Consider the following 20057-nt stretch of genomic DNA (forward strand, 5'->3'; position numbering starts at 1 on the left):
CGCTCAACCTCACCGCGACGGCGTCAGCTCCGCGACGACCACCGCCTGCGGACGGAGGCTGACCGGCCCGAGCAGACCGGAGGTCGGCGGGACCTGGTTGGCCTTGCCGCGCTGGTTCAGCAGCGTGTTGGTGACGCGGACCTCGATCGTGTTCGCGCCGGCACGTAGCGCCTCGGTGGCGTCGATGACATACGGACGCCACAGCGCCCGCGGCAGCAGGACCCCGTTGATGGTGACCTGCGCGATGTCGCGCACCTCGCCGAGGTCGAGCAGCATCCGCCGTCCGGCCAGGTCGGCGGCGGTGACGTCGACCGAGGTGCGGTAGGTCGCGCTCCCGGAGAAGCGGGGGTCGATGGTCGTCCACGATCCCAGCGGCCTGGTCTGCTCCGACTCGCCCTCGCGCTCGAGCCTCACCGTCCACGGGCCGTCCAGCGCGATCGGCTGCAGCTGGTCGGTCGTCGTGGCCTCGCCGCGGTAGGTCCGCTGCCCGTCCTTGCCGGTGAGGGTCGTCGTCCCGGGCTCGTCGACCAGGACGGTCGCCTCGAGCGCCTTCCCGCTCCGCGTCACCGACTCGGCGAGCTGGTCACCGACCAGGTGCGCGCCTGGCTTGCTGCCCTTCTGGAAGACGATCGCGAGCGTCTCGTAGGGGTCGAGGCGCAGCGGCACGGTGGTCTCCTTGCTTCGGCCCTCGTCGTACGTCGCGGCGACCTCGGTGCTGCCGTCGCGCGGGTCCCAGATCTCCGGCACGCCGTCGACCGGAAGGGTCGCCGAGGTGCTGACGGCCTGGTCGCTCTCGTTGTTGACCAGGAACGCGACGTCCCCGTCGCGGCTGGTACGCAGCACCCGCACCGCCGGAGCGGCCGGGCTGAGCTCGGCGGCAGAGACACCGGCGGAAGCCGCCAGCCCACCGAGAGCGTCCGCGTCCGCGACCACGGCGACGTGGCCCTCGCCGCGACGGGTCCAACCCGCGGCGGCTCCACCGAACAGCGAGCGCAGCTCCCGGTCCAGCTCGGCGGTCCGACCGCCGGCCTCCAGCTCGGGCAACGGCCCGACGGCCGCCACCCGCCCGCCGCCGCGTACGAACTTCTTCAGGGTCCGGGCCGTCTCCAGGTCCAGCACCGGTGTCGTCGGCAGCACGAGCATCCGATAGCTCGCCTCGCCGACCTTCAGCTCACCGTCGTCGGAGCGCGCCTGATAGCGCGTGCCCGGGTCGCCGGAGAGCGAGCCGTCGCTGAGCAGGTCGAAGTCGACCTGACCGCGCTCGAGCGCGAAGGCAGCCTCGGCGAGGCGGTCGTCGAGCTCATGCTCCGCGTCCGTCGCCCGGGTCTGCTCCGCGGCTCGCTGCGGCTGCACCACGGCGGTCCGGGCGAGCGAGTCGCCCCGGCCGAGCTCCATGACCCGGCCGATCCAGGCATCGACGTCGCCCATCGCGTCCCAGTAGGTGCTGGCGGGCCCGAACGGCGGCGCGAAGTAGACCTGGGTCTCGTCGGTCCACATCGCGTGCAGCGCGGTGAAGTTGGCTCCCCGGGTGGCCAGGGCACCGATCGTGGCGTGCATGTACTCCGGCGCGACTCCCCATCCGGAGTTGCCGAACACCTCCACCAGGGCGCGCTCGGCACCGCTCTGGTGGGCCGCCGAGGCGGCGTTGCGCATCAAGGTGGTCTGCTTGCCCGCGGTGTAGTCGGTCGTGATCATGTCGGTGCCGGGGACCTGGGCGTACTGGTTGTTCTTGGCCAGGTCGCCGGTGCTGTGCATCCGCTGCTGCGGGCCCTCCTCGTCGAGCAGCGGGTTGGTGATCAGCTGCAGTCCGTGCTCGCCCATCCAGGTGGCCTGGCGCTGGTAGTAGTTGGTCGCGAACGCGTCGTTGACCGCGCGCCAGTAGGTCCCGGCGTACTGCTCACCGGTGCGGCCGAGCTCGTCGGAGGCGGCGGTGAACGCGACGCCCGGGGACCCGCCCGCGTCCTCGATCAGGTCCGCGAGACCGTCCGACCAGGCGAGCCGCTTGAAGGGCCACGGCTCAGCCGAGGAGATGAAGGGCTCGTCGTCCCAGAAGCCCGGAACCACCGAGCCCATCGCCCAGCCGAAACGGCGCAGGTACTCCCCCTGCACCACCTCGAGCAGCCGGTCGGTCGCGTCGGGGTCGAGCAGGTTGAGGTAGCCCCGGTGGTAGCCGCTGGTGTCGTCGACCAGGGTCGTGTGGGCGAAGGTGTCCACCTGCCAGCGCCCCGCCGGCACCGTCCAGGAGCCGTCCTCGAGGTTCGGGGTGAGCTCGAGCAGGTCGCCACCGTCGGTCGATCCCGTCGGGCGAGCCGCGGCCGCGACCGTGTCCTTCAGCCTGACCAGCGGGCCGCCGAAGTCACCGATCGCCTCGCTGCCCTCGAAGGTCTGCGACCACAGCGTCGCCCCGGCCTGGTCGGTCACGGTCAGGTCGTTCCACTGCACGCGCTGAAGGCCCTCGACCGCATCCTCGATCCCGACGCCGCCGAACTCCGCGCTGACCGCCGGAGCACCCGTGGCGTACGTCGCGTCGACCGCCTCGGGCTGGACGGTCTTGTTGATCACCGGCTGGATCCGGTCGCCGGCGACGGTGACGCTGATCGTCTGCTCCCGCCGCGGCGAGAAGCCCGGCGTGTTCACACCGGTGGTCAGCCGGGTCCGCGAGCCGCCGTCGAGACGCCAGACGCTCGCCTTGCCCTTCACGTCGACATCGACGAGGTAGCCGCGGCTGCCGTCCTCGGAGGCACGTACGACGAGCTGCGCGCCGGAGGCGGTCAGGGTGACCTTCCCGGTCGCGGTGTAGTCGCCCCAGGCCGCACCGGAGCTGATCGGGTGCGCACCCTCGCGGATGGCCGCGTCCACGACGAGCCGTCCGCCCTCGACGCTGAGACCGCTGGACTCAGCGGGGTCGATCGTCGCCGGGCCTTCGACGACGCGCGTCGAGCGCTGCAGCGCCTTGAGGCGCAGCTCCGGGCTCGGCTCGTACGTCTTGTCCCCGACCGTGCCGCCGTTGGCGATGATGCCGCCCGCCTTGCCGCTGGGGAAGTTGCTGTCGTTGAACAGCCAGATCCGCATCCCGGTGCGCTGTGCCTCCCGCAGGACGTGCTCGACGATGTCGAACCAGGCCTCGGAGAAGAACGCCGGCTGCATCTTGTCGCCGCCGTAGGGGAAGAGGACCGCCTCGTAGACGCCCTTGTCGCGCATCTCCGCCATCTGCGCGTCGACGACGTCCGGGGTCACGTTGCCCGTCCAGTACCAGTAGAAGGCCGGGCGGCTGTCGCTGGGCGGGTCGGCGAAGGCCGCCGGATCGAAGCCGCGTGCCTGGGTCGATTTCTGGGTCGCTCCCTGGGCCGCCACCGCAGGATCGGTGGGTACGGTGCCGAGCGCGAGCGCTGTCGCCAGGGCCGCGGTGCCGGCGAGAAGGCCGGTGAGTCGGATCATGTTCTGCTCCTACCTGGTGATGAACGTGTACGTGCCGGTCCCGACCTCGAACTCGGCGAACCCGGGGACCGTCGAGGCCACCCGGCGGGCGCCGGTCGGGGTGGTGACCCGGACGCCCTCGGCTGCCGGCACCCGGACGGTCGCGGTGGTGTTCGGCGGGATCGTGGCGGTGAGCCGGACCTGTCCGTCTGTCCGGACCCACGAGCTGGAGATCGTGCCCCGGACCGACTCGTACGAGGACGCGGCCGACTCGACGTCACCGACGAGCGCGGGCTCGATCACGACCTTCTTCCAAGCCACCGAGTCGTCGGCCTGGGTGATGCCGGCGACCCCACCGGTGAACCAGGAGTCGATCGCGCCGAGCATGTAGTGGTTCTGCGAGGCGCCGGAGCTGGTCCAGCTCTCCGGCAGCGAGGTCGCGCCGGCGGCGAGGAACTTGCCGTAGCTGACCCCGTCGTCGCGCTGCACCCAGTCGTGGAGCACGTCGTCGAGCCGTTCCCGAGAAAGCAGGTCGACGGCTGCGTACAGACCCACCTCGCCGACGACGATGTGGTCATCCGCGGCGCGGATCTGCTGGACGAACCGGTCCAGGACACCGGCGCGCAGGTCGGTCGGGACGAGGTCCTCCTGGAGCGCCAGAGCCTGGCTTGCCTGGTCGCCGTTGCCGTATAGCCCGGTCTCCGGGTGGTAGAAGGTCGCGTGGAAGGCCGTGGCCACCTCCGCCGCCTTCCGTTCGTACGCAGCGGCGTCCGCGTCACGCCCGAGGGCGGCCGCGATCTGGCTCATGTGAGTGAGGATGCGGTGGTAGGCCCAGGTCTGGGTCAGCGCCGGAGGCGTGGCGGGCGAGGCCGGGGTGATCCAGTCACCGAGGCCACCGGGGACGATGCCGTCCTTCGAGATCGAGGCCAGGTAGTCGGCGTACTCCACCATCTGCGGCCAATGAGCGCGCATGGCGCTGTCGTCGCCGTACCACTGGTAGATCTGCCAGGACGACACCGCGAGGGTCGCGCCCCAGTTGGCGTCGTGCCGGAAGGCGCCGGCGAAGAGCGCGTCCTCCGGTGCGGTGGTGGGGATCAGGCCGTCGTCCTGCTGGGCGTCCACGACGTCCTGCAGCATCTTGCGGTAGTGCGCCTGGACGTCGTAGCCGTAGGCGAGGGTGTCGAAGACCAGGTTGGTCTGGTCGAGCCAGCCGAGCTTCTCGCGGTGCGGGCAGTCGGTGAAGACGGAGTACATGTTGGACTGCACCGAGCGGTCGATGATCCGGTGGATCCCGGTCATCTGGACGTCGGAGGTGGCGAACGAGCCGACGGCCCGGTCGGTGGCGCGCAGCACCAGCCCCTTCACCGTCGCGGTGGTCGGCGCGGTGGTCAGGCCCTCGACCTGGAGGTAGCGGAAGCCGTGGTAGACGAACCTCGGCGTGAACGTCTCCGCGCCGGTGCCGGCCAGCGTGAACCGGTCCCGGATGTCGCCGCCGACGCTGCCCTGGTCGACGGTGCCGTCGGCCTTGAGCTTCTCGGCCGGTCGCATCGTGATCGTGGTCCCGGCCGGGCCGCTGGTCGTCAGCCGCTGCCAACCGGCGAAGTTGGTGCCGAGGTCGAAGACGTACGTCCCCACCATCGGCTCCTTGACGGCAACGGTCTCCAAGGTGTCGACCTCGCGGATCGGCGGACTCTGCTGAGCCACCAGCTCCGGGTCGCCGGCCGGGGCGCCGATGTCGACCGCGTCGAGCCAGCCGTCACGGTCCGCGCCGGGCTCGTTCCAGGCGCCGAGGTCGCGCCGGGCGTCGTGGTCCTCTCCGCCGTACCAGTTCGAGAAGGTGACCTCGCCGAGGGACGACTTGAACGAGGAGCCGGTCGCGACCGTCTGGCGCCGGCCGTCGCGGTAGGTGATCTCGAGCTGCCCCATCGCCCGCGGGGCGCCGTGCCCGGCGGCCGCCTTCATGTAGCGCTTGGGGATCTCGGGGGTGTTGAAGACGTTGTAGATCCCGTTGCCGAGCTCGATCCCCCAGGTGTTGCCGCCCTTGCGGAGCAGCCGGGTGACGTCGTACGTCGCGTAGGGAACGCGGACGCTGTGCTCGGTGTTGCCGGGCTGCAGCAGGTCGGGCGAGACCGGCTCGCCGTTGAGCGAGGCGTCGTAGACGCCCTCGCCGGTGACGTAGAGCCGGGCGGAGGCGATGTCGCCGCCCGCGGTGAAGTCCCGGGCCAGGACCGGCAGTCCCTCCGGAGAGGCGTGCAGGTTGGAGACCGCGGTGACCTTGGTCCGCGGTCCGACCTTGGTGAAGGTCGTGTCGTCGGCGGAGACCGAGACCTGGAAGTCGCGAGGGAAGTTCGGCGTGGTGCCGTAGTCGCTGGGCGCGTCCCACAGCGAGTAGAGCCGGACCGTGTCGATCGCCGTCGGCTCACCGAGGTCGATCGTGATCACGATCGGCTGGTCCTGGACGTCGGTCTCGGGGTGGTAGTCGCTGCGGTAGCCACGCGGGTCGTCCGCGGTGGTGACCTTGCCGTCGGTCAGGTAGGCGGGGTCCCACACGCCCGGCTCGGAGTTCTCCTCGGAGACCGTCACGGTGGCGCCCTCGGCGAGGTTGGCCCCGTCGGCGCCGTGGGTGACCTCGATCTCGCCGAGCTCGAGGCGCGGCTTCCAGTTCGGGTCGTCGAGGGGCTCGCCGGGACGGCCGAGGTCGACCACGGTCAGCCGTACGTAGCGGGCTTCCTGCGCGCCGATGCTGACGTCCTGATGGAGCGGGGCGGCCCAGCGCTCATCGGTGATCCACCGCCCCTGCCAGTCGGACTCGTCGAGCAGACCCATCTCGAAGGAGGCCGGCCTGCTCCACTCGCTCGCCCGGCCGGCCGCGTCCCAGACCCGGACCTGCCACGACGCCTTGTCGCGGGAGCCGAGGCGATCGCCCGCGTAGGACGTCGCCATCGCGGCCGAGCGGACCCGGCCGCTGTCCCACAGGTCGGGGTCGCCCAACCGGCTGCGGGACGAGGCGACGCGGACCTGGTAGGCCGTCTGTCGGGCGACGCCGGCGCCGTTGCGCCACTGCAGGTCGGGGGTGAGGTCGTCGATTCCGATCGGGTCGCCCACCCCTCCGACGCTGAGTCGCGCCGGGGCGGCAACCCCGCCGGACGGGTCGCTCGCGACTGCCGCGGACGGCATCAGACCGACGGCTGACGCCACCAACGCAAGGGTCACCAGGGCTCTCATCGCACCTCCTGAAACGATTCAACTCCAACGGAGGTTAGTATGTCGCACGTCACACCTATGACGGGAGTCACAGCAACGGACTGGCCGCATGCGGCCAGTCCGTGGGTCAGATCCGGGGAGCGCTCAGCGGCGCTTTCCGCTCTCGACGAGATCCGGGAGAGGCCCAGCGACCCCACCAGACCGCGGCAGGCGCACCACTCCCTGAGCGACGAGGGCCCCGATCACCAGGAGGGCGCCACCGGCGAGCTCGCCGGTGCTCGGCACCTCCCCGAGCAGCAGCCATGCCGAACCGATCGCGACCGGCGGCACCAGCAGGATCCACGGCACCACCGACGACGCCGGGTGCCGCGCGAGCAGCGAGTTGAAGATCCCGTAGCCGACGAACGAGGCCAGCACCACCGTGTAGGCCGTGGACACCAGCGCCTCCCAGCCGAAGGCGGCCACCCCCTCGCGGACACCCTCGGGTCCGTCGAGAACCAGCGAGAGAGCCAACAGCGGAAGCGGAACCACCAGGGCCGACCAGACCGTCAGCGAGAGCCCGCCGGGCACCTTGGCCGCCCGGGAGATCACGTTGCCGATCGCCCATGACAGCGCGGCGAGCAGGCAGAGCACCAGCGCGACGACGGGCACGTGGCCGCCCCGCCCGAGAGCCACCACGACCAGCCCGACAGCGCCGGCGACGACGCCGATCACCTGCAGGAGGGTCGGCCGCTCGCGCAGCACACCAGCCGCGAGGACGATGGTGAGCACGACCTGCGCCTGGAGCACCAGCCCGGCGAGACCGGGCGGCATCCCGGCGGCCATGCTCGTGTAGAGCAGCCCGAACTGGCCCAGGCTCATGAAGATCCCGACCGCCGCCACGACCCGCCACGACGCCTTCGGGCGCGGAAGCAGGAAGACCGCCGGGAACGCGACCAGGACGAAGCGCACGGCGAGCAGGAGCAGCGGCGGCACCGCATGCCCGTCGCGCGCCTCGAGGCCCCAGTCGATGACGACGAAGTTGAAGCCCCACAGGACGGCGACGAGGACGGCGAGCAGCGAGTCACGGCGGTTCACACCGTCAACGATGACTCCAAAGACAATGAAGCACCAGCGAATGATTCTTCATCCGATGACGTAGCATTACTTCATGATCGACCTCGCCTCGCTCGTCGCCCTGCGCACCGTCGACACCCACGGCTCGGTCGTGGCGGCCGCCGACGCCCTGGGCTTCACGCCCAGCGCCGTGTCACAGCAGGTCAAGCGGCTCGAGCGACAGGTCGGCGTACCTCTTCTGGAGCGGATCGGGCGCGGCGTCATGCTCACCCACGCCGGCCGGCATCTGGTCGACGAGGGGTCGCGGCTGCTCGCCGACATGGAGTCGCTGGAGTCAGGGCTGCACGAGCAGGCCACCACCGTGGCCGGCCGACTGCGGCTGACCGCCTTCTCGACCGCGATGCGCGGACTGATCGCGCCGGTCGCGGGCGAGCTCCGCGTCGCCCATCCCGAGCTCGCCCTCACCCTCTCCGAGCGCGAGCCGTGGGACACCGTCGACCTGGTCGCCACCGGTCACAGCGAGATCGGCGTGGTGCACTCCTGGGGCGACGTTCCGCTCTCCATCCCCGACCATCTCGTCACGACCGAGCTCCACCGCGACATCGCCGACGTGATCGCCCATCGCGACCATCCGCTGGCCCAGCTCGCCAAGGTGACCCCTCACGACCTCGTCGCCGAGGACTGGATCGCGACTCCGGAGGGCACGATCTGCCGGCAGTGGCTGAACCGGATGTACGCCGGCACCGGCCATCTGCCGCGGATCGCGCACGTCTCGATGGAGTTCGACAGCCATCTGGCTCTCGTGCGAGCGGGCCTCGGGATCGCGCTCATCCCCCGCATGGGTCGGGCGGCGCTGGGTGAGGACCTGGTCGCCGTACGCGTCGTCGACCCGGTCCCCACGCGCGAGATCCTCGCGCTGCACCGGCGCACGATGGCCGCCTCACCGGCGGTCACCGCCGTGCTGAGCGCCCTCGCGGGTCAGAACAGGGCCGCTCAGAACAGCGCTGAGGCCAGCGACTGACGACCCTTGAGCACCCGCTCGTCGTCGTTGCCGACCGCGGCGAACAGGCCCAGCAGGTGCTCGCGCGCCTTGTTGCGCTCAGAGTCCGACGTGCGCCGCACCAGCTCGACCAGCCGGATGAACGAGTCCTCGACGTGGCCGCCGAGCAGGTCCAGGTCGGCGACTAGCGTCTGCGCGTCGACGTCGTCGGGCGCGGCCGCGGCGGCGGCACGAGCGGCGTTGAGGTCGACCCCCTGCGTACGCTGCAGCACCTTGGCCATCGCAAGCCCGGCGGCGGCCTCGGAGTCGGCGGGGTTGGAGGCGATCAGCTTCTCGTACTCGGCCACGGCGGCGTCGATGTCGCCGCGCTCCAGGGCGTCCTGGGCCGGGGCGTAGCGCGGATCCATCGCCGGCTCGTCCCCGTCCTCGGTCGCCACGGCACCGCCGAGGGCGTTGGGCTTGTGTCGCCCGCCGATCCCCTGGGTGGTCAGCTGCTGGCCGAGCTGCTGGAAGACCGTACGCAGCTCCTCGAGGTTGAGCGCGCCCGGGATCGGCTGGGTGACCGGCCGGCCGTCGAGCAGGATGTAGAGGAGCGGCACCTGCTGCACCTGCAGCGCCTGCGCGATCTGCGGGTTCTTGTCGATGTCGACGAGGCCGACCAGGAAGCGGCCGTCGTACTCCTCCACGACCGTCGACACGTCGCCCGCGTAGGTGACGCTCTCGGGCGAGCGGGAGGCACCGTAGAAGACCAGGACAACCGGAGCGGTCATCGACGCCTCGAGCACCGACTGGAAGATCTGCTCGTCGACCTCGACGGTGTAGGAGCCGGCGCTCCGCCCCTGGGCGGGAGCCGCATCGGCCGGACCGCCGAAGGAGGCGTCCTGTGCGGGCGTGGTGCTGGCGAGCCCGGAGAGATCGACGGCTCCGGGGCGGGAGAACGGCTGCTGCGTCATGTTCTCAATCCTATGAGCAGGCACCAGGGTGGCAGGCACCCGACGCTGGTTTATCCCACGCTGCCGCGCAGGCCGGCGCGCTGGACGACGCGCTGGATGGTCAGATCTCGCTCGTTCGGCCGGCCGACGAAGTAGATGTTGTTGAGGCCCTGCTCCTGGGCGGCCGACTCGAAGACGAAGTGGCCGTAGTTGAAGATCTGGCCGGTGAACGACTGCTTCACGGTGATGTCGAGGACTCGCGCCAGCGGCATGGTCGCCAGCTCGCTCGAGAGCACCCCGTGGACGCGGAAGATGCGCATGTTGGTGACCACGAACCGGTCCCGGCTGACCACCAGCGCCCGCCAGAACGCGTGCCCGACCAGCGCGAAGGCGAGCAGCACGATGATCCAGGCGACGTTCATGTCGATCGTCGCCGCGACGATCATCAGCGCCAGCCCCAGGATCGCCTCGCCCACCGGACGGAGATAGGAGACCCAGTGATGGGTGACCTCGTCGACGACGACCTCGCCTTCGTCGCGAAGGAGGTGCTTGGAGATGTCGACACCGAAGAGGTTCACACCGCCAACGATAGTGACTCCGCCGAACCCATGGCGAGAGAACAGGCCGTACGCCGGGACAACTCTAGTCGTCGAGGAGGGTGTCGGCCGCTGCGTACGGGTCACGTACGCCCTTGACCACGTCCGCCGCCAGGGCGTCCAGGTCGCCGTCCGAGCCCACGCTCGACCATCGCGCGCGCAGGGTCTCGACGGCGATGGCCTCGACCTCGGCCCGGGCCCGGCGCGTACGCCGCAGCTCCAGCGTCCCGCTGGAGCGCAGCCAATCCTGGTGCTCGTCGAGCGCGCCGACGACCTCGGCCAGACCCTTGCCGGACTGAGCAACGGCGGTGAGGACGGGCGGGGTCCAGGACCCCTCGGTGCGGTCGGTCAGGCGCAGCATCCCGCGCAGGTCGCGCTGGACCTTGGTCGCGCCGTCGCGATCGGCCTTGTTGACGACGTAGAGGTCGCCGATCTCCAGGATCCCGGCCTTCGCCGCCTGGATGCCGTCACCCATCCCGGGCGCGAGCAGCACCACGGTGGTGTCGGCGAGCCCGGCGATCTCGACCTCCGACTGGCCGACACCCACGGTCTCGACCAGCACGACGTCGAACCCGGCGGCGTCCAGCACCCGGATCGCCTGCGGCGCCGACCAGGCCAGCCCGCCGAGGTGGCCTCGGGAGGCCATCGAGCGGATGAAGACACCCGGATCGGTGGCGTGGTCGGTCATCCGGATCCGGTCGCCCAGCAGCGCACCACCGGAGAACGGCGAGGACGGGTCGACGGCCAGCACCGCCACGGTGCGCCCCGCGGAGCGCAGCTCGCGGACCAGCGCGGAGGTGGTGGTCGACTTCCCGACCCCGGGCGCGCCGGTGAGCCCCACGATGTGGGCGTTCCCGCCGTGAGGCGCGAGCGCGGCCATCACCTCGCGGAGCCGCTCTCCCCCACCGACCGGGGCGTTCTCGACGTACGACACCAGCCGCGCGACCGCCCGGGGCTCACCGCCCCGGGCGCGCACGACCAGGTCACTCACATCAGAGATGGCTCAGGCCTTGGGGACACGCACGATCAGGGCGTCGCCCTGACCGCCACCGCCACACAGCGCGGCGGCACCGGTGCCACCGCCGCGGCGCTTGAGCTCGTGGGCCAGGTGGAGCACGACTCGCGTCCCGGACATGCCGACGGGGTGACCGAGGGCGATCGCGCCGCCGTTGACGTTGACGATCTCGGGGTCGAGGCCGAGCTTCTTGGTGGACTCGATACCGACGGCCGCGAACGCCTCGTTGAACTCGACGAGGTCGAGGTCGGCGGCGGTGAGGCCCTCCTTCTCGAGGGCCTTGGCGGTGGCGTTGGCCGGCTGCAGCTGCAGCGAGGAGTCAGGACCGGCGACCATGCCGTGGGCGCCGATCTCGGCCAGCCACTCCAGACCGAGCGACTCGGCCTTCTCCTTCGACATGACCACGACGGCGGCAGCACCGTCGGAGATCTGCGAGGCGGACCCGGCGGTGATCGTGCCGTCCTTGGAGAACGCCGGACGGAGCTTGCCGAGCGACTCGGCGGTGGTGTCGCCGCGTACGCCCTCATCGGCGCTGATCACGATCGGGTCGCCCTTGCGCTGCGGGATGGAGACCGGGACGATCTCGTCGTCGAAGACGCCGTTCTTCTGCGCCGCGGCGGCGCGCTGGTGCGACGTGGCGGCGAACGCGTCCTGATCCTCGCGGGTGAGCTTCACACCCTCGGAGTTGATCTGCTCGGTCAGCCCGCCCATCGCCTGCTGGGTGGCCTGGTCGTAGAGCGCGTCGTAGGCCATCGAGTCGACCAGCGTGGTGTCGCCGTACTTGAAGCCCTCGCGCGACTTCGGCAGCAGGTGCGGCGCGTTGGTCATCGACTCCATGCCGCCGGCGACGATGACCTCCGCCTCACCGGCACGGATCAGCTGGTCGGCCGTGGCGATGGCGTTGAGGCCGGAGAGGCAGACCTTGTTGATGGTGATCGAGGGCACGTTCATCGGCAGCCCGCCGGCGATGCCCGCGGCGCGCGCCGGGTTCTGGCCGGCACCGGCCTGGATGACCTGGCCCATGATCAGGTAGTCGACCTGATCCGGCGAGACGCCCGCCTTCTCGAGGGCGCCCTTGATGGCGATGCCGCCCAGATCGGCCGCGGACAGGCCCTTGAACCCGCCGAGCAGGCGGCCGATCGGCGTACGTGCCCCGGCGACGATGACGTTGGACATGGGTCCTCCAAGAATGTTGGGTGGTGCTGATCTGCCTTGAGGTTACTAATTAGTAACCTCAGTGGGAAGAGTGTTGGGGACAGCCTGGTGTGGCTGTCATCACACATTGTGCCCGTTGAGCCCGACCTCAAGGAGAGTAGGCCCATGACATCCGTGGAAATCCCATCGCACCTGTTCACCCAGATCGACCACGTCGGTCTCGCCGTCGCCGATCTGGACGCGGCGATCGACTTCTACGAGAAGACCTTCGGCATGAAGCTCGCCCACCGCGAGACCAACGAGGAGCAGGGCGTCGAGGAGGCGATGATCGCGATCGGCGACTCCGACAACAAGCTCCAGCTGCTCGCCCCGCTCAACGAGAACAGCACCATCGCGAAGTTCCTCGACCGCAACGGCCCCGGCATGCAGCAGCTCGCCTACCGGGTCACCGACGTGGAGCAGGTCTCGGCGATCCTCAAGGAGCGCGGCGTACGCCTTCTCTACGACGCACCGCGACGCGGCACCGCCGACTCCCGGATCAACTTCATCCACCCCAAGGACGCCGGCGGCGTCCTGGTCGAGCTCGTCGAGCCGGCCGCCAACACCGCGCACTGATCCCGAGGGTCCACCACGGCACGTGCGCTGTATCGAGCTTGTCGAGATGAACGATCCAAGAGTCATGTGTCACATCAGGCTGGTCATTGCGGTTACTCACCAGTAATGTCCAGCGAACTAGAGTCAACCGCGACCCCTACGACGACGCAGGAGCCGACCATGCAACACATCCTCGACGCGATTCTCGCCGGCGATACGCCCGGCGAGGAGTTTGCGAACCTCGAGATCCCCGACCACTACCGCGCCGCAACCGTCCACAAGGACGAGGTCGACATGTTCGAGGGCGTCGCGACCAAGGAGAAGGACCCGCGCAAGTCCATCCACGTCGAGGATGTCGCCCTGCCCGAGCTCGGTCCGGGCGAGGCCTTCGTCGCGGTGATGGCGTCGGCGATCAACTACAACACCGTGTGGACCTCGATCTTCGAGCCGGTCTCCACCTTCGGGTTCCTGGAGCGCTACGGCAAGGAGTCCGAGCTCGGCGCCCGCCACAACCTCGACTACCACATCGTCGGCTCCGACCTGTCCGGCGTCGTGCTGGCCGTGGGTGCCGGCGTGACCAAGTGGAAGCCCGGCGACCGCGTCGTGGCCCACTGCCTCTCGGTCGAGCTCGAGGCGCCCGACGGCCACAACGACACGATGATGGACCCCTCCCAGCGCATCTGGGGCTTCGAGACCAACTTCGGCGGTCTCGCCGACGTGGCGATGGTCAAGGCCAACCAGCTCATGCCGAAGCCCGAGCACCTGACCTGGGAGGAGGCCGCCTCCCCCGGCCTGGTCAACTGCACCGCCTACCGCCAGCTCGTCTCCACCAACGGCGGCAACATGAAGCAGGGCGACAACGTCCTGATCTGGGGCGCCTCGGGTGGCCTCGGCGGCTTCGCCACCCAGTACGCCCTCAACGGTGGCGCCAACCCGGTCTGTGTGGTCTCCAACGAGGAGAAGGCCAAGATCGTGCGCAACATGGGCGCCGAGATGGTCATCAACCGCTCAGAGATGGACTTCAAGTTCTGGAACGAGGACGGCACCAAGCAGGACCCGAGGGAGTGGAAGCGCCTCGGCAAGGCCATCCGCGACCTCACCGGCGGCGAGGACATCGACATCGTCTTCGAGCACCCGGGTCGCGAGACCTTCGGCGCCTCGGTGTTCGTCACCCGCAAGGGCGGCACCATCACCACCTGCGCGTCGACCTCGGGCTACATGCACGAGTACGACAACCGCTACCTGTGGATGAACCTCAAGAAGATCATCTCCAGCCACTTCGCGAACTACCGCGAGTCGTGGGAGGCCAACCGCCTCATCGCCCAGGGCAAGATCCACCCGACGCTGTCGCGGACGTACGCCCTCGAGGAGGTCGGCCAGGCCTCTCTCGACGTCCACCACAACAAGCACCAGGGCAAGGTCGGCGTGCTCTGTCTCGCTCCCGAGGAGGGCCTCGGCGTCCTCGACGAGGAGAAGCGCGCGGCTCACATCGACAAGATCAACCTGTTCCGCGGAATCTGAGACGTCGAGCCCGGGTAAATAGCCCATTTGAGACTGGATTCACGGCCGGTCTCCCCTTGCGCGAGGGGTGACCGGCCGTAGTCTTGCCCTTTGGGAGCAGAGGGCAAGACACAAACCCCCCTAAAGTGTGAGGAATCCGCCACAAATGACGAATGAGGGACTATCCATCTTCAACGAGGCTTCCGAGCCTCGGAAGAAGCCCGACCAGGACTCGACGGAGACGCAGGTTCTCCCTCGGGTTCCTGGCGCGTCCGGATCGCCCAGCTCCGGCCACAACTCGGCTCCACCGGCTCCAGGCTCACTCCCAGCCTTCCCGGTCGTGCGGCGTGGCGGATACGACCCCGGCACGGTGAACGCGCGGGTGCAGCAGCTGCTCCAGGCCAACGGCCAGGGTCAGTCGGCGCTGCGCAACGCCCAGCGCCGCATCGCCGAGCTCGAGCGCAAGGTCACCGACCTCAAGGCCGCTGCCACCCAGGGCAACGAAGCCCCCTCCTACGCCTCCCTGGGTGGTCGCGCGAGCGCGATGCTCCGGCTGGCCGAGGAGGAGGCCGCCGCGGTCAAGGAGTCCGCTGAGAAGGAGGCCGCGGTCATCCGCGAGGCCGCCCAGCGTGAGGCTGCCGCGACCAAGGCGTCCGCCCAGCGTGACATCGAGGCGCTGCGTACGACGCACTACAAGGAGATCGACGATCACCGCGAGAAGGTGACCTCGGAGGTCCAGCAGGCCCGCAAGATGGTGCAGGCCGAGAGCGACGAGCTGCTCGCCGCCGCCAAGCGCGAGGCCGACCAGATCCGGCTCGCCGTGCAGCAGGAGGTCACCCAGCTGCGTACGTCGACCCAGCGCGAGGTCGAGAAGGCACGCGCCGGCGCGGACCGCGAGGTCCAGGAGGCCCGGCGGATGCTCGCCGTCGAGCGCGAGCGTCTCGCCCGCGAGGCCGCCGACCACCACGACCAGGCGATGGCCGAGACCACCCGCATCGTGACCGAGGGCGAGACCCGCGCCGCGGACGCCGAGGAGCGGGCCCGGATCGCTGCCCAGCACGTCGCCGACCAGCGCGCCGAGCTGGCCAAGGAGTCCGAGGGGATCATCGCTCGCGCCCGCCGCGACGCCGAGGCGATCCTGTCCAAGGCTCGCGCCGAGGCCGACCACCTCGCCTCCACCGCGACCGTCGAGGCCGAGAAGGGCCACGCGATCATCAAGGCCGAGGTCGACCGTCTCACCAAGCGTCGCGACGCGATCGCCGCTCAGCTCTCCTCGCTCACCGATCTGGTCTCCGGGTTCGGCAAGACCGAGGACCCGGCTGAGCTGGAGGCACCGAAGCCGATCACCGACGACGAGGACATCGTCGACGGTGAGCTGGTGGTCGATGAGAGCGTCACCCTGGTCGACTCGGACGACGACGACTACGACGACTACGACGAGCCCTCCGAGAAGACCGCTATCCGCGAGCCCGAGACTGCGACCGAGAGCCGGTGAGCGGGGCCGCTGCCGACCGTCCTGCGGACGGTCCGGAGACGACGTCTGCCCAGACCGACTCCACCGACGACGCGACGGTCGACAGCGAGGCCGCGATCGACGTCGAGGAGCCGGAGCCTGAAGAGAGCGAGCGCGACAAGAAGTTCGGCAAGCCCGGACCGCCGTTCGACAGGAGGTCGCCCTACCTGTTCGGGCTGCTCCTGGGCCTCGGCCTGCTGACGGCCTACGCAGCGAGCAACCTCCTCACCACGATGGGGAGCGTGATCCTCCAGGTGGTGGTCTCGCTCTTCATCGCCGCGGGGATCAACCCGATGGTGGTGTTCCTGCAGAGGCGTGGCTTCCCACGGCCGTGGGCGGTCCTGAGTGTCATCCTCGGCGTACTGGGCGCCCTCGTGCTCTTCTTCGTGGCGCTCGTGCCGGTGATCAGCGACCAGGTCGCCAAGATCTCGGCCAACGTCCCGGACTGGATCGACGAACTGCAGCGCAACCAGCGCATCCAGCAGTTCAACGAGGACTACCAGATCCTCGACAAGGTGCAGGACTACGTCGCCAGTGGCGACTTCGTCAGCAGTGCCTTCGGCGGGGCGCTCGGCGTGGGCCTGGCGGTGATCAACGTGCTCGTCACGGGCTTCATCGTCATCGTCCTGACGCTCTACTTCATCGCCGCCTACGACCAGACGAAGAACGCCATCTACCGTCTCGCCCCGGCCTCACGCCGCGAGCGGGTCGGCAAGCTCGGTGACCGGGTCTTCGAGGGCATCGGGGGCTATGTCTCCGGGGCGTTCATCGTCGCGCTGTGCGCCGGTCTGTCCACCCTGGTGCTGCTCTTCGTCATCGGGATGGGCGAATACGCGGTCGCTCTGGCCTTCGTCGTCATGATCACCGACGTGATCCCGATGATCGGGGCCACCATCGGCGCGATCATCGTCTGCGCGATCACCTTCGCGACGACCGACCTGAAGACCGGCCTCATCGCGGTGATCTTCTACATCGCCTACCAGCAGTTCGAGAACTACATCGTCTATCCGCGGGTCATGTCCCGCTCGGTCGACATCCCCGGCGTCATCACGGTGATCGCGGCCCTCATCGGTGCCTCGCTCCTCGGTGTCGTCGGCGCCCTGCTGGCGATCCCGACGGCGGCCGCCATCCTGATGCTGATCCGTGAGGTCTACGTCAGGGCCCAGGACGAGCGCTAGTCCCAACCATCTGTGAAGCGCCGCACGCAGCCGATGCGTGCGGCGCTTCGCGTTGTCAGGAGACGGTCGTCGACTGCTCTCCCTGCTGGACCGCGATGATGCCGACCAGCACGACCAGCCCGCCGACGAGCTGGATGAGGCCGGGCGCCTCGCCGAGCAGCAGCCAGGCCACGACGACTGCCGAGACGACCTCGAGGAGCCCGACGAAGGACGAGAGCCGCGAACCGAGGGTGCGGGTGGCGGCGATCCCGGTGGCGTACGCAACTGAGCAGGTCAGCACGCCGAGGCCGATCAGCGGGCCCCACCACGGCATCTCCAGGCCCGCCAGGACCACCGGCGTGGTCTCCATCGCGAACGGGATGGCCCCGACCAGGCAGAGCAGCGCGAGCAGAACCGTGGCGCCGGTCAGGCCGAGCCAGGCCAGCGCGAGCGGTGGCAGCGTGGTGCTGGAGTGGGCGTTGAGCACGTAGTAGCCAGCCAGACCGACGGCGGCCGCGGAGCCCCACATGATGCCGAACGGGTGCACGTTCGCCCCGCTGACCAGGTCGAGGACGAGCACGAGCCCGACGATCGCGACCAGGGCGCCGACCATCGTCAGCCGCGAGGGCCGCTCGCCGTGCCGCAGCCACATCCAGGCGACGACGAGCACCACCCCCATGTACTCCAGCAGGAGGGCCGGCCCGACCGCCATCCACTGCACCGCCGAGAAGAAGGCGAACTGCGGCACCACGATGGCCAGCAGTGCGTACGCCACCACGACCCGCCAGCTCGCGGCGACACCCCGCCACCGGCCGGCGAGCGCGCGCAGCGCGAAGGGGGCCAGCACGACGGCGCCGATGCCGACGCGGAAGACCAGCACGCCGCCCGTCGACCAGCCGGTGTCGAAGAGGCCGCGTCCCAGCGGGCCCGAGAGGCTGAACGTGACCGCCGAGACGACCGCCATCAGCAGTCCGGCGGCCACCAGCGGCGTCTTCTGCGTGCTCTGCGGCACCGCCTCGTCATTGGTCAAAGTCGTCATGACACATGACGATCCCAGCGGCGCGGTAATGTGTCAACATGGTTTTCACCCATGACACCGACGTAGGCCTCCAGGCAGCCGCGGCGCTGGCGAACACCCTTGCCCTCTCCCCCGGCTCGGTCGACGAGCTGGAGACCGTGGCAGCCCTCGACGAGTTCTTCGTGACGTACGACTACACCGGGCGGCACGACCGCGACCGCGCCGAGCTCGACGAGGTCCGCGCCCTCCGCGTCCGGCTCCGCGACCTCCTCACCGCCGAGCGCGACGAGGCCGTGCGGCTGACCAACGAGATGCTCGCCGAGCACAGCGCGACTCCTCAGCTCGTCCGCCACACGAACTACGACTGGCACATCCACGCCACCGAGCCCGACGCCCCGCTGGCCACGCGGATCGCCGTCGAGACCGCGATGGCCATGGTCGACGTCATCCGCGCCGACGAGCTGTCCCGACTCTCGATCTGCGCCGACGACGGTTGTGCCGGCGTGGTCGTCGACCTCTCCCGCAACCGCTCCAAGCGCTACTGCTCGCCGACGTGCACCAACCGCAACGCGGTCGCGGCTTACCGCGAACGTCAGGCGAGCACGAAGTAGCGGAGGGCTACGTAGACCCAGGCGACGGCGAGGGTCACGATCGTGACCACGATGCCGTACCTGGTGAACTTCCAGAAGCTGATCGGGTGACCGGCCTTGGCGGCGAGGCCGAGCACCACCACGTTGGCGCCGGCTGCGACGGCGGTCGTGTTGCCACCGAGGTCGGCGCCGAAGACGAGGGCCCACCACAGCGGACTGTCGGCGCCCGAGGACGGCGTCGAGGCCACCATCTCCTCCACGATCGGCACCATCGCCGCGGTGTAGGGGATGTTGTCGACGAATCCGCCCACGACGGCCGAGCCGATCATCAGCCCGGTCACTCCGGCGAGCTCGTTGTCGCCCATCAGCTCGGCGGCGTACGTCCCGAGGGACCCGATCACACCGACCTCGACCAGCCCGCCGACCAGCACGAAGAGCGCCATGAAGAAGGCCAGGGTCGACCACTCGACCTCCTCCAGGAACGCCTCCGTCTGTGTCTGGGAGACGACCACCATCGCGCCGGCGCCGAGCATGGCGACCATCGACGGGTCCAGGTGGAGCTCGGTGTGCAGGCCGAAGGCGAGCATCACCAGGGCCAGGACGGCCAGGCAGCGGTAGAGCAGCCCGCGGTCCGGGATCGCCGAGGCGGGCGGCTCGATCAGGCCGTCCAGGTCGACCCGGCCACGGAAGTCACGCCGGAAGAGCACCCGGACCAGCCCGATCAGTACGACCAGCAGGATCAGGCACAGCGGCAGGGAGTGGATCAGGAAGTCGTCGAAGGTCAGGTTGGCCCGGCTGGCCACGATGATGTTGGGCGGGTCGGCGATCAGGGTCGAGGTGCCGCCGACGTTGGCGGCCAGGATGAGCGAGATCAGGTACGGCATCGGGTTCAAGCCGAGCCGCTCGCAGACCGACAGGGTCACCGGCGTGACCAGCAGCACGGTGGTCACGTTGTCGAGGATCGGCGAGAGCGCCGCGGTGACCAGGATCAGCAGCGTCGCCAGGCGCGCCGGGCGGCCGCCGGAGTGCTTGACCGCCCACAGCGCGAGGAACTCGAACAGGCCCGTCTGTTTGAGGACACCGACGATCACCATCATCCCGAAGAGCAGGAAGATGACGTCCCAGTCGACCCCGGTCTCATGACTGAAGAAGGCCGACTCGGCATCGATGATCCCGAGCGCGACCATCGCGGCGACGCCACCCAGGGCGGCGGCGACGCGGTGGACGCGCTCGGTGGCGATGAGGCCGTAGGTGACGATGAAGACGGCCACCGCTGCGTACACGATCATGCGTTGAGCTCCATGCCATCG

Annotated in this window: 15 protein-coding genes; 6 read left to right on the forward strand and 9 right to left on the reverse strand. The window is 69.7% G+C overall.

Translation table 11 applies throughout. The features are described 5' to 3' along the window. Positions 1-9 precede the first annotated feature (9 nt). From OG801_RS07940 to OG801_RS07950, 3 genes are all read right to left on the reverse strand, one after another. Complete coding sequence (locus OG801_RS07940) at positions 10-3438, reverse strand: glycosyl hydrolase (protein WP_406035048.1); 3429 nt, start codon at positions 3436-3438, stop codon at positions 10-12. A 9-nt stretch (positions 3439-3447) separates the two neighbouring features. After that, positions 3448-6642, reverse strand: coding sequence for a family 78 glycoside hydrolase catalytic domain (locus OG801_RS07945; RefSeq protein WP_406035050.1), 3195 nt, complete (start codon positions 6640-6642; stop codon positions 3448-3450). A gap of 123 nt (positions 6643-6765) precedes the next feature. Further along, a complete protein-coding gene (locus OG801_RS07950; protein ID WP_406035051.1) occupies positions 6766-7698 on the reverse strand; it encodes an EamA family transporter in 933 nt (310 codons plus the stop codon). 73 nt (positions 7699-7771) lie between these two features. Between OG801_RS07950 and OG801_RS07955 the strand changes: the two genes are divergently transcribed. After that, positions 7772-8698 carry a LysR family transcriptional regulator gene (locus tag OG801_RS07955; RefSeq protein ID WP_406035053.1) on the forward strand — a complete coding sequence of 309 codons (927 nt, stop codon included), beginning with the start codon at positions 7772-7774 and terminating at the stop codon, positions 8696-8698. Here the strand turns inward: OG801_RS07955 and OG801_RS07960 are convergent. From OG801_RS07960 to OG801_RS07975, 4 genes are all read right to left on the reverse strand, one after another. Beyond that, positions 8671-9630, reverse strand: coding sequence for a tetratricopeptide repeat protein (locus OG801_RS07960; protein ID WP_355018971.1), 960 nt, complete (start codon positions 9628-9630; stop codon positions 8671-8673). The genes OG801_RS07955 and OG801_RS07960 overlap by 28 nt on opposite strands. A 50-nt stretch (positions 9631-9680) precedes the next feature. Continuing rightward, positions 9681-10187 carry a PH domain-containing protein gene (locus tag OG801_RS07965; protein ID WP_160027818.1) on the reverse strand — a complete coding sequence of 169 codons (507 nt, stop codon included), beginning with the start codon at positions 10185-10187 and terminating at the stop codon, positions 9681-9683. 64 nt (positions 10188-10251) lie between these two features. After that, on the reverse strand, positions 10252-11196 hold the full coding sequence (gene meaB, locus OG801_RS07970; RefSeq protein WP_406035056.1) for a methylmalonyl Co-A mutase-associated GTPase MeaB: 945 nt from the start codon (positions 11194-11196) through the stop codon (positions 10252-10254). Between the two features lie 12 nt (positions 11197-11208). After that, positions 11209-12396: an acetyl-CoA C-acetyltransferase gene (locus OG801_RS07975; RefSeq protein ID WP_406035058.1), complete on the reverse strand. Its 1188-nt coding sequence runs from the start codon at positions 12394-12396 to the stop codon at positions 11209-11211. Between the two features lie 144 nt (positions 12397-12540). Between OG801_RS07975 and mce the strand changes: the two genes are divergently transcribed. From mce to OG801_RS07995, 4 genes are all read left to right on the forward strand, one after another. Next, complete coding sequence (mce, locus tag OG801_RS07980; protein WP_355018974.1) at positions 12541-12990, forward strand: methylmalonyl-CoA epimerase; 450 nt, start codon at positions 12541-12543, stop codon at positions 12988-12990. A 159-nt stretch (positions 12991-13149) separates the two neighbouring features. After that, on the forward strand, positions 13150-14490 hold the full coding sequence (gene ccrA, locus OG801_RS07985) for a crotonyl-CoA carboxylase/reductase (protein ID WP_406035060.1): 1341 nt from the start codon (positions 13150-13152) through the stop codon (positions 14488-14490). Positions 14491-14809: 319 nt separating this feature from the next. After that, on the forward strand, positions 14810-15964 hold the full coding sequence (locus OG801_RS07990; RefSeq protein ID WP_355018976.1) for a hypothetical protein: 1155 nt from the start codon (positions 14810-14812) through the stop codon (positions 15962-15964). Beyond that, the gene (locus OG801_RS07995; RefSeq protein WP_355018977.1) at positions 15961-17160 is read left to right on the forward strand and encodes an AI-2E family transporter; all 1200 of its coding nucleotides are present in this window, start codon (positions 15961-15963) and stop codon (positions 17158-17160) included. Before OG801_RS07990 ends, OG801_RS07995 begins: the two co-directional genes overlap by 4 nt. A gap of 55 nt (positions 17161-17215) precedes the next feature. On the opposite strand, the gene OG801_RS08000 is transcribed toward OG801_RS07995, so the two are convergent. Beyond that, positions 17216-18178 carry an EamA family transporter gene (locus OG801_RS08000; RefSeq protein ID WP_406035063.1) on the reverse strand — a complete coding sequence of 321 codons (963 nt, stop codon included), beginning with the start codon at positions 18176-18178 and terminating at the stop codon, positions 17216-17218. A 38-nt stretch (positions 18179-18216) separates the two neighbouring features. Here OG801_RS08000 and OG801_RS08005 point away from each other — a divergent pair, with 38 nt between their 5' ends. Continuing rightward, positions 18217-18768, forward strand: a complete 552-nt coding sequence (locus OG801_RS08005) for a CGNR zinc finger domain-containing protein (protein ID WP_355018979.1) — start codon at positions 18217-18219, stop codon at positions 18766-18768. Here OG801_RS08005 and OG801_RS08010 read toward each other — a convergent pair. After that, the gene (locus OG801_RS08010; RefSeq protein ID WP_406035065.1) at positions 18750-20036 is read right to left on the reverse strand and encodes an SLC13 family permease; all 1287 of its coding nucleotides are present in this window, start codon (positions 20034-20036) and stop codon (positions 18750-18752) included. The genes OG801_RS08005 and OG801_RS08010 overlap by 19 nt on opposite strands. Positions 20037-20057 lie beyond the last annotated feature (21 nt).

The sequence above is a fragment of the Nocardioides sp. NBC_00163 genome (genome assembly GCF_045206295.1).
Taxonomy (GTDB): domain Bacteria; phylum Actinomycetota; class Actinomycetes; order Propionibacteriales; family Nocardioidaceae; genus Nocardioides.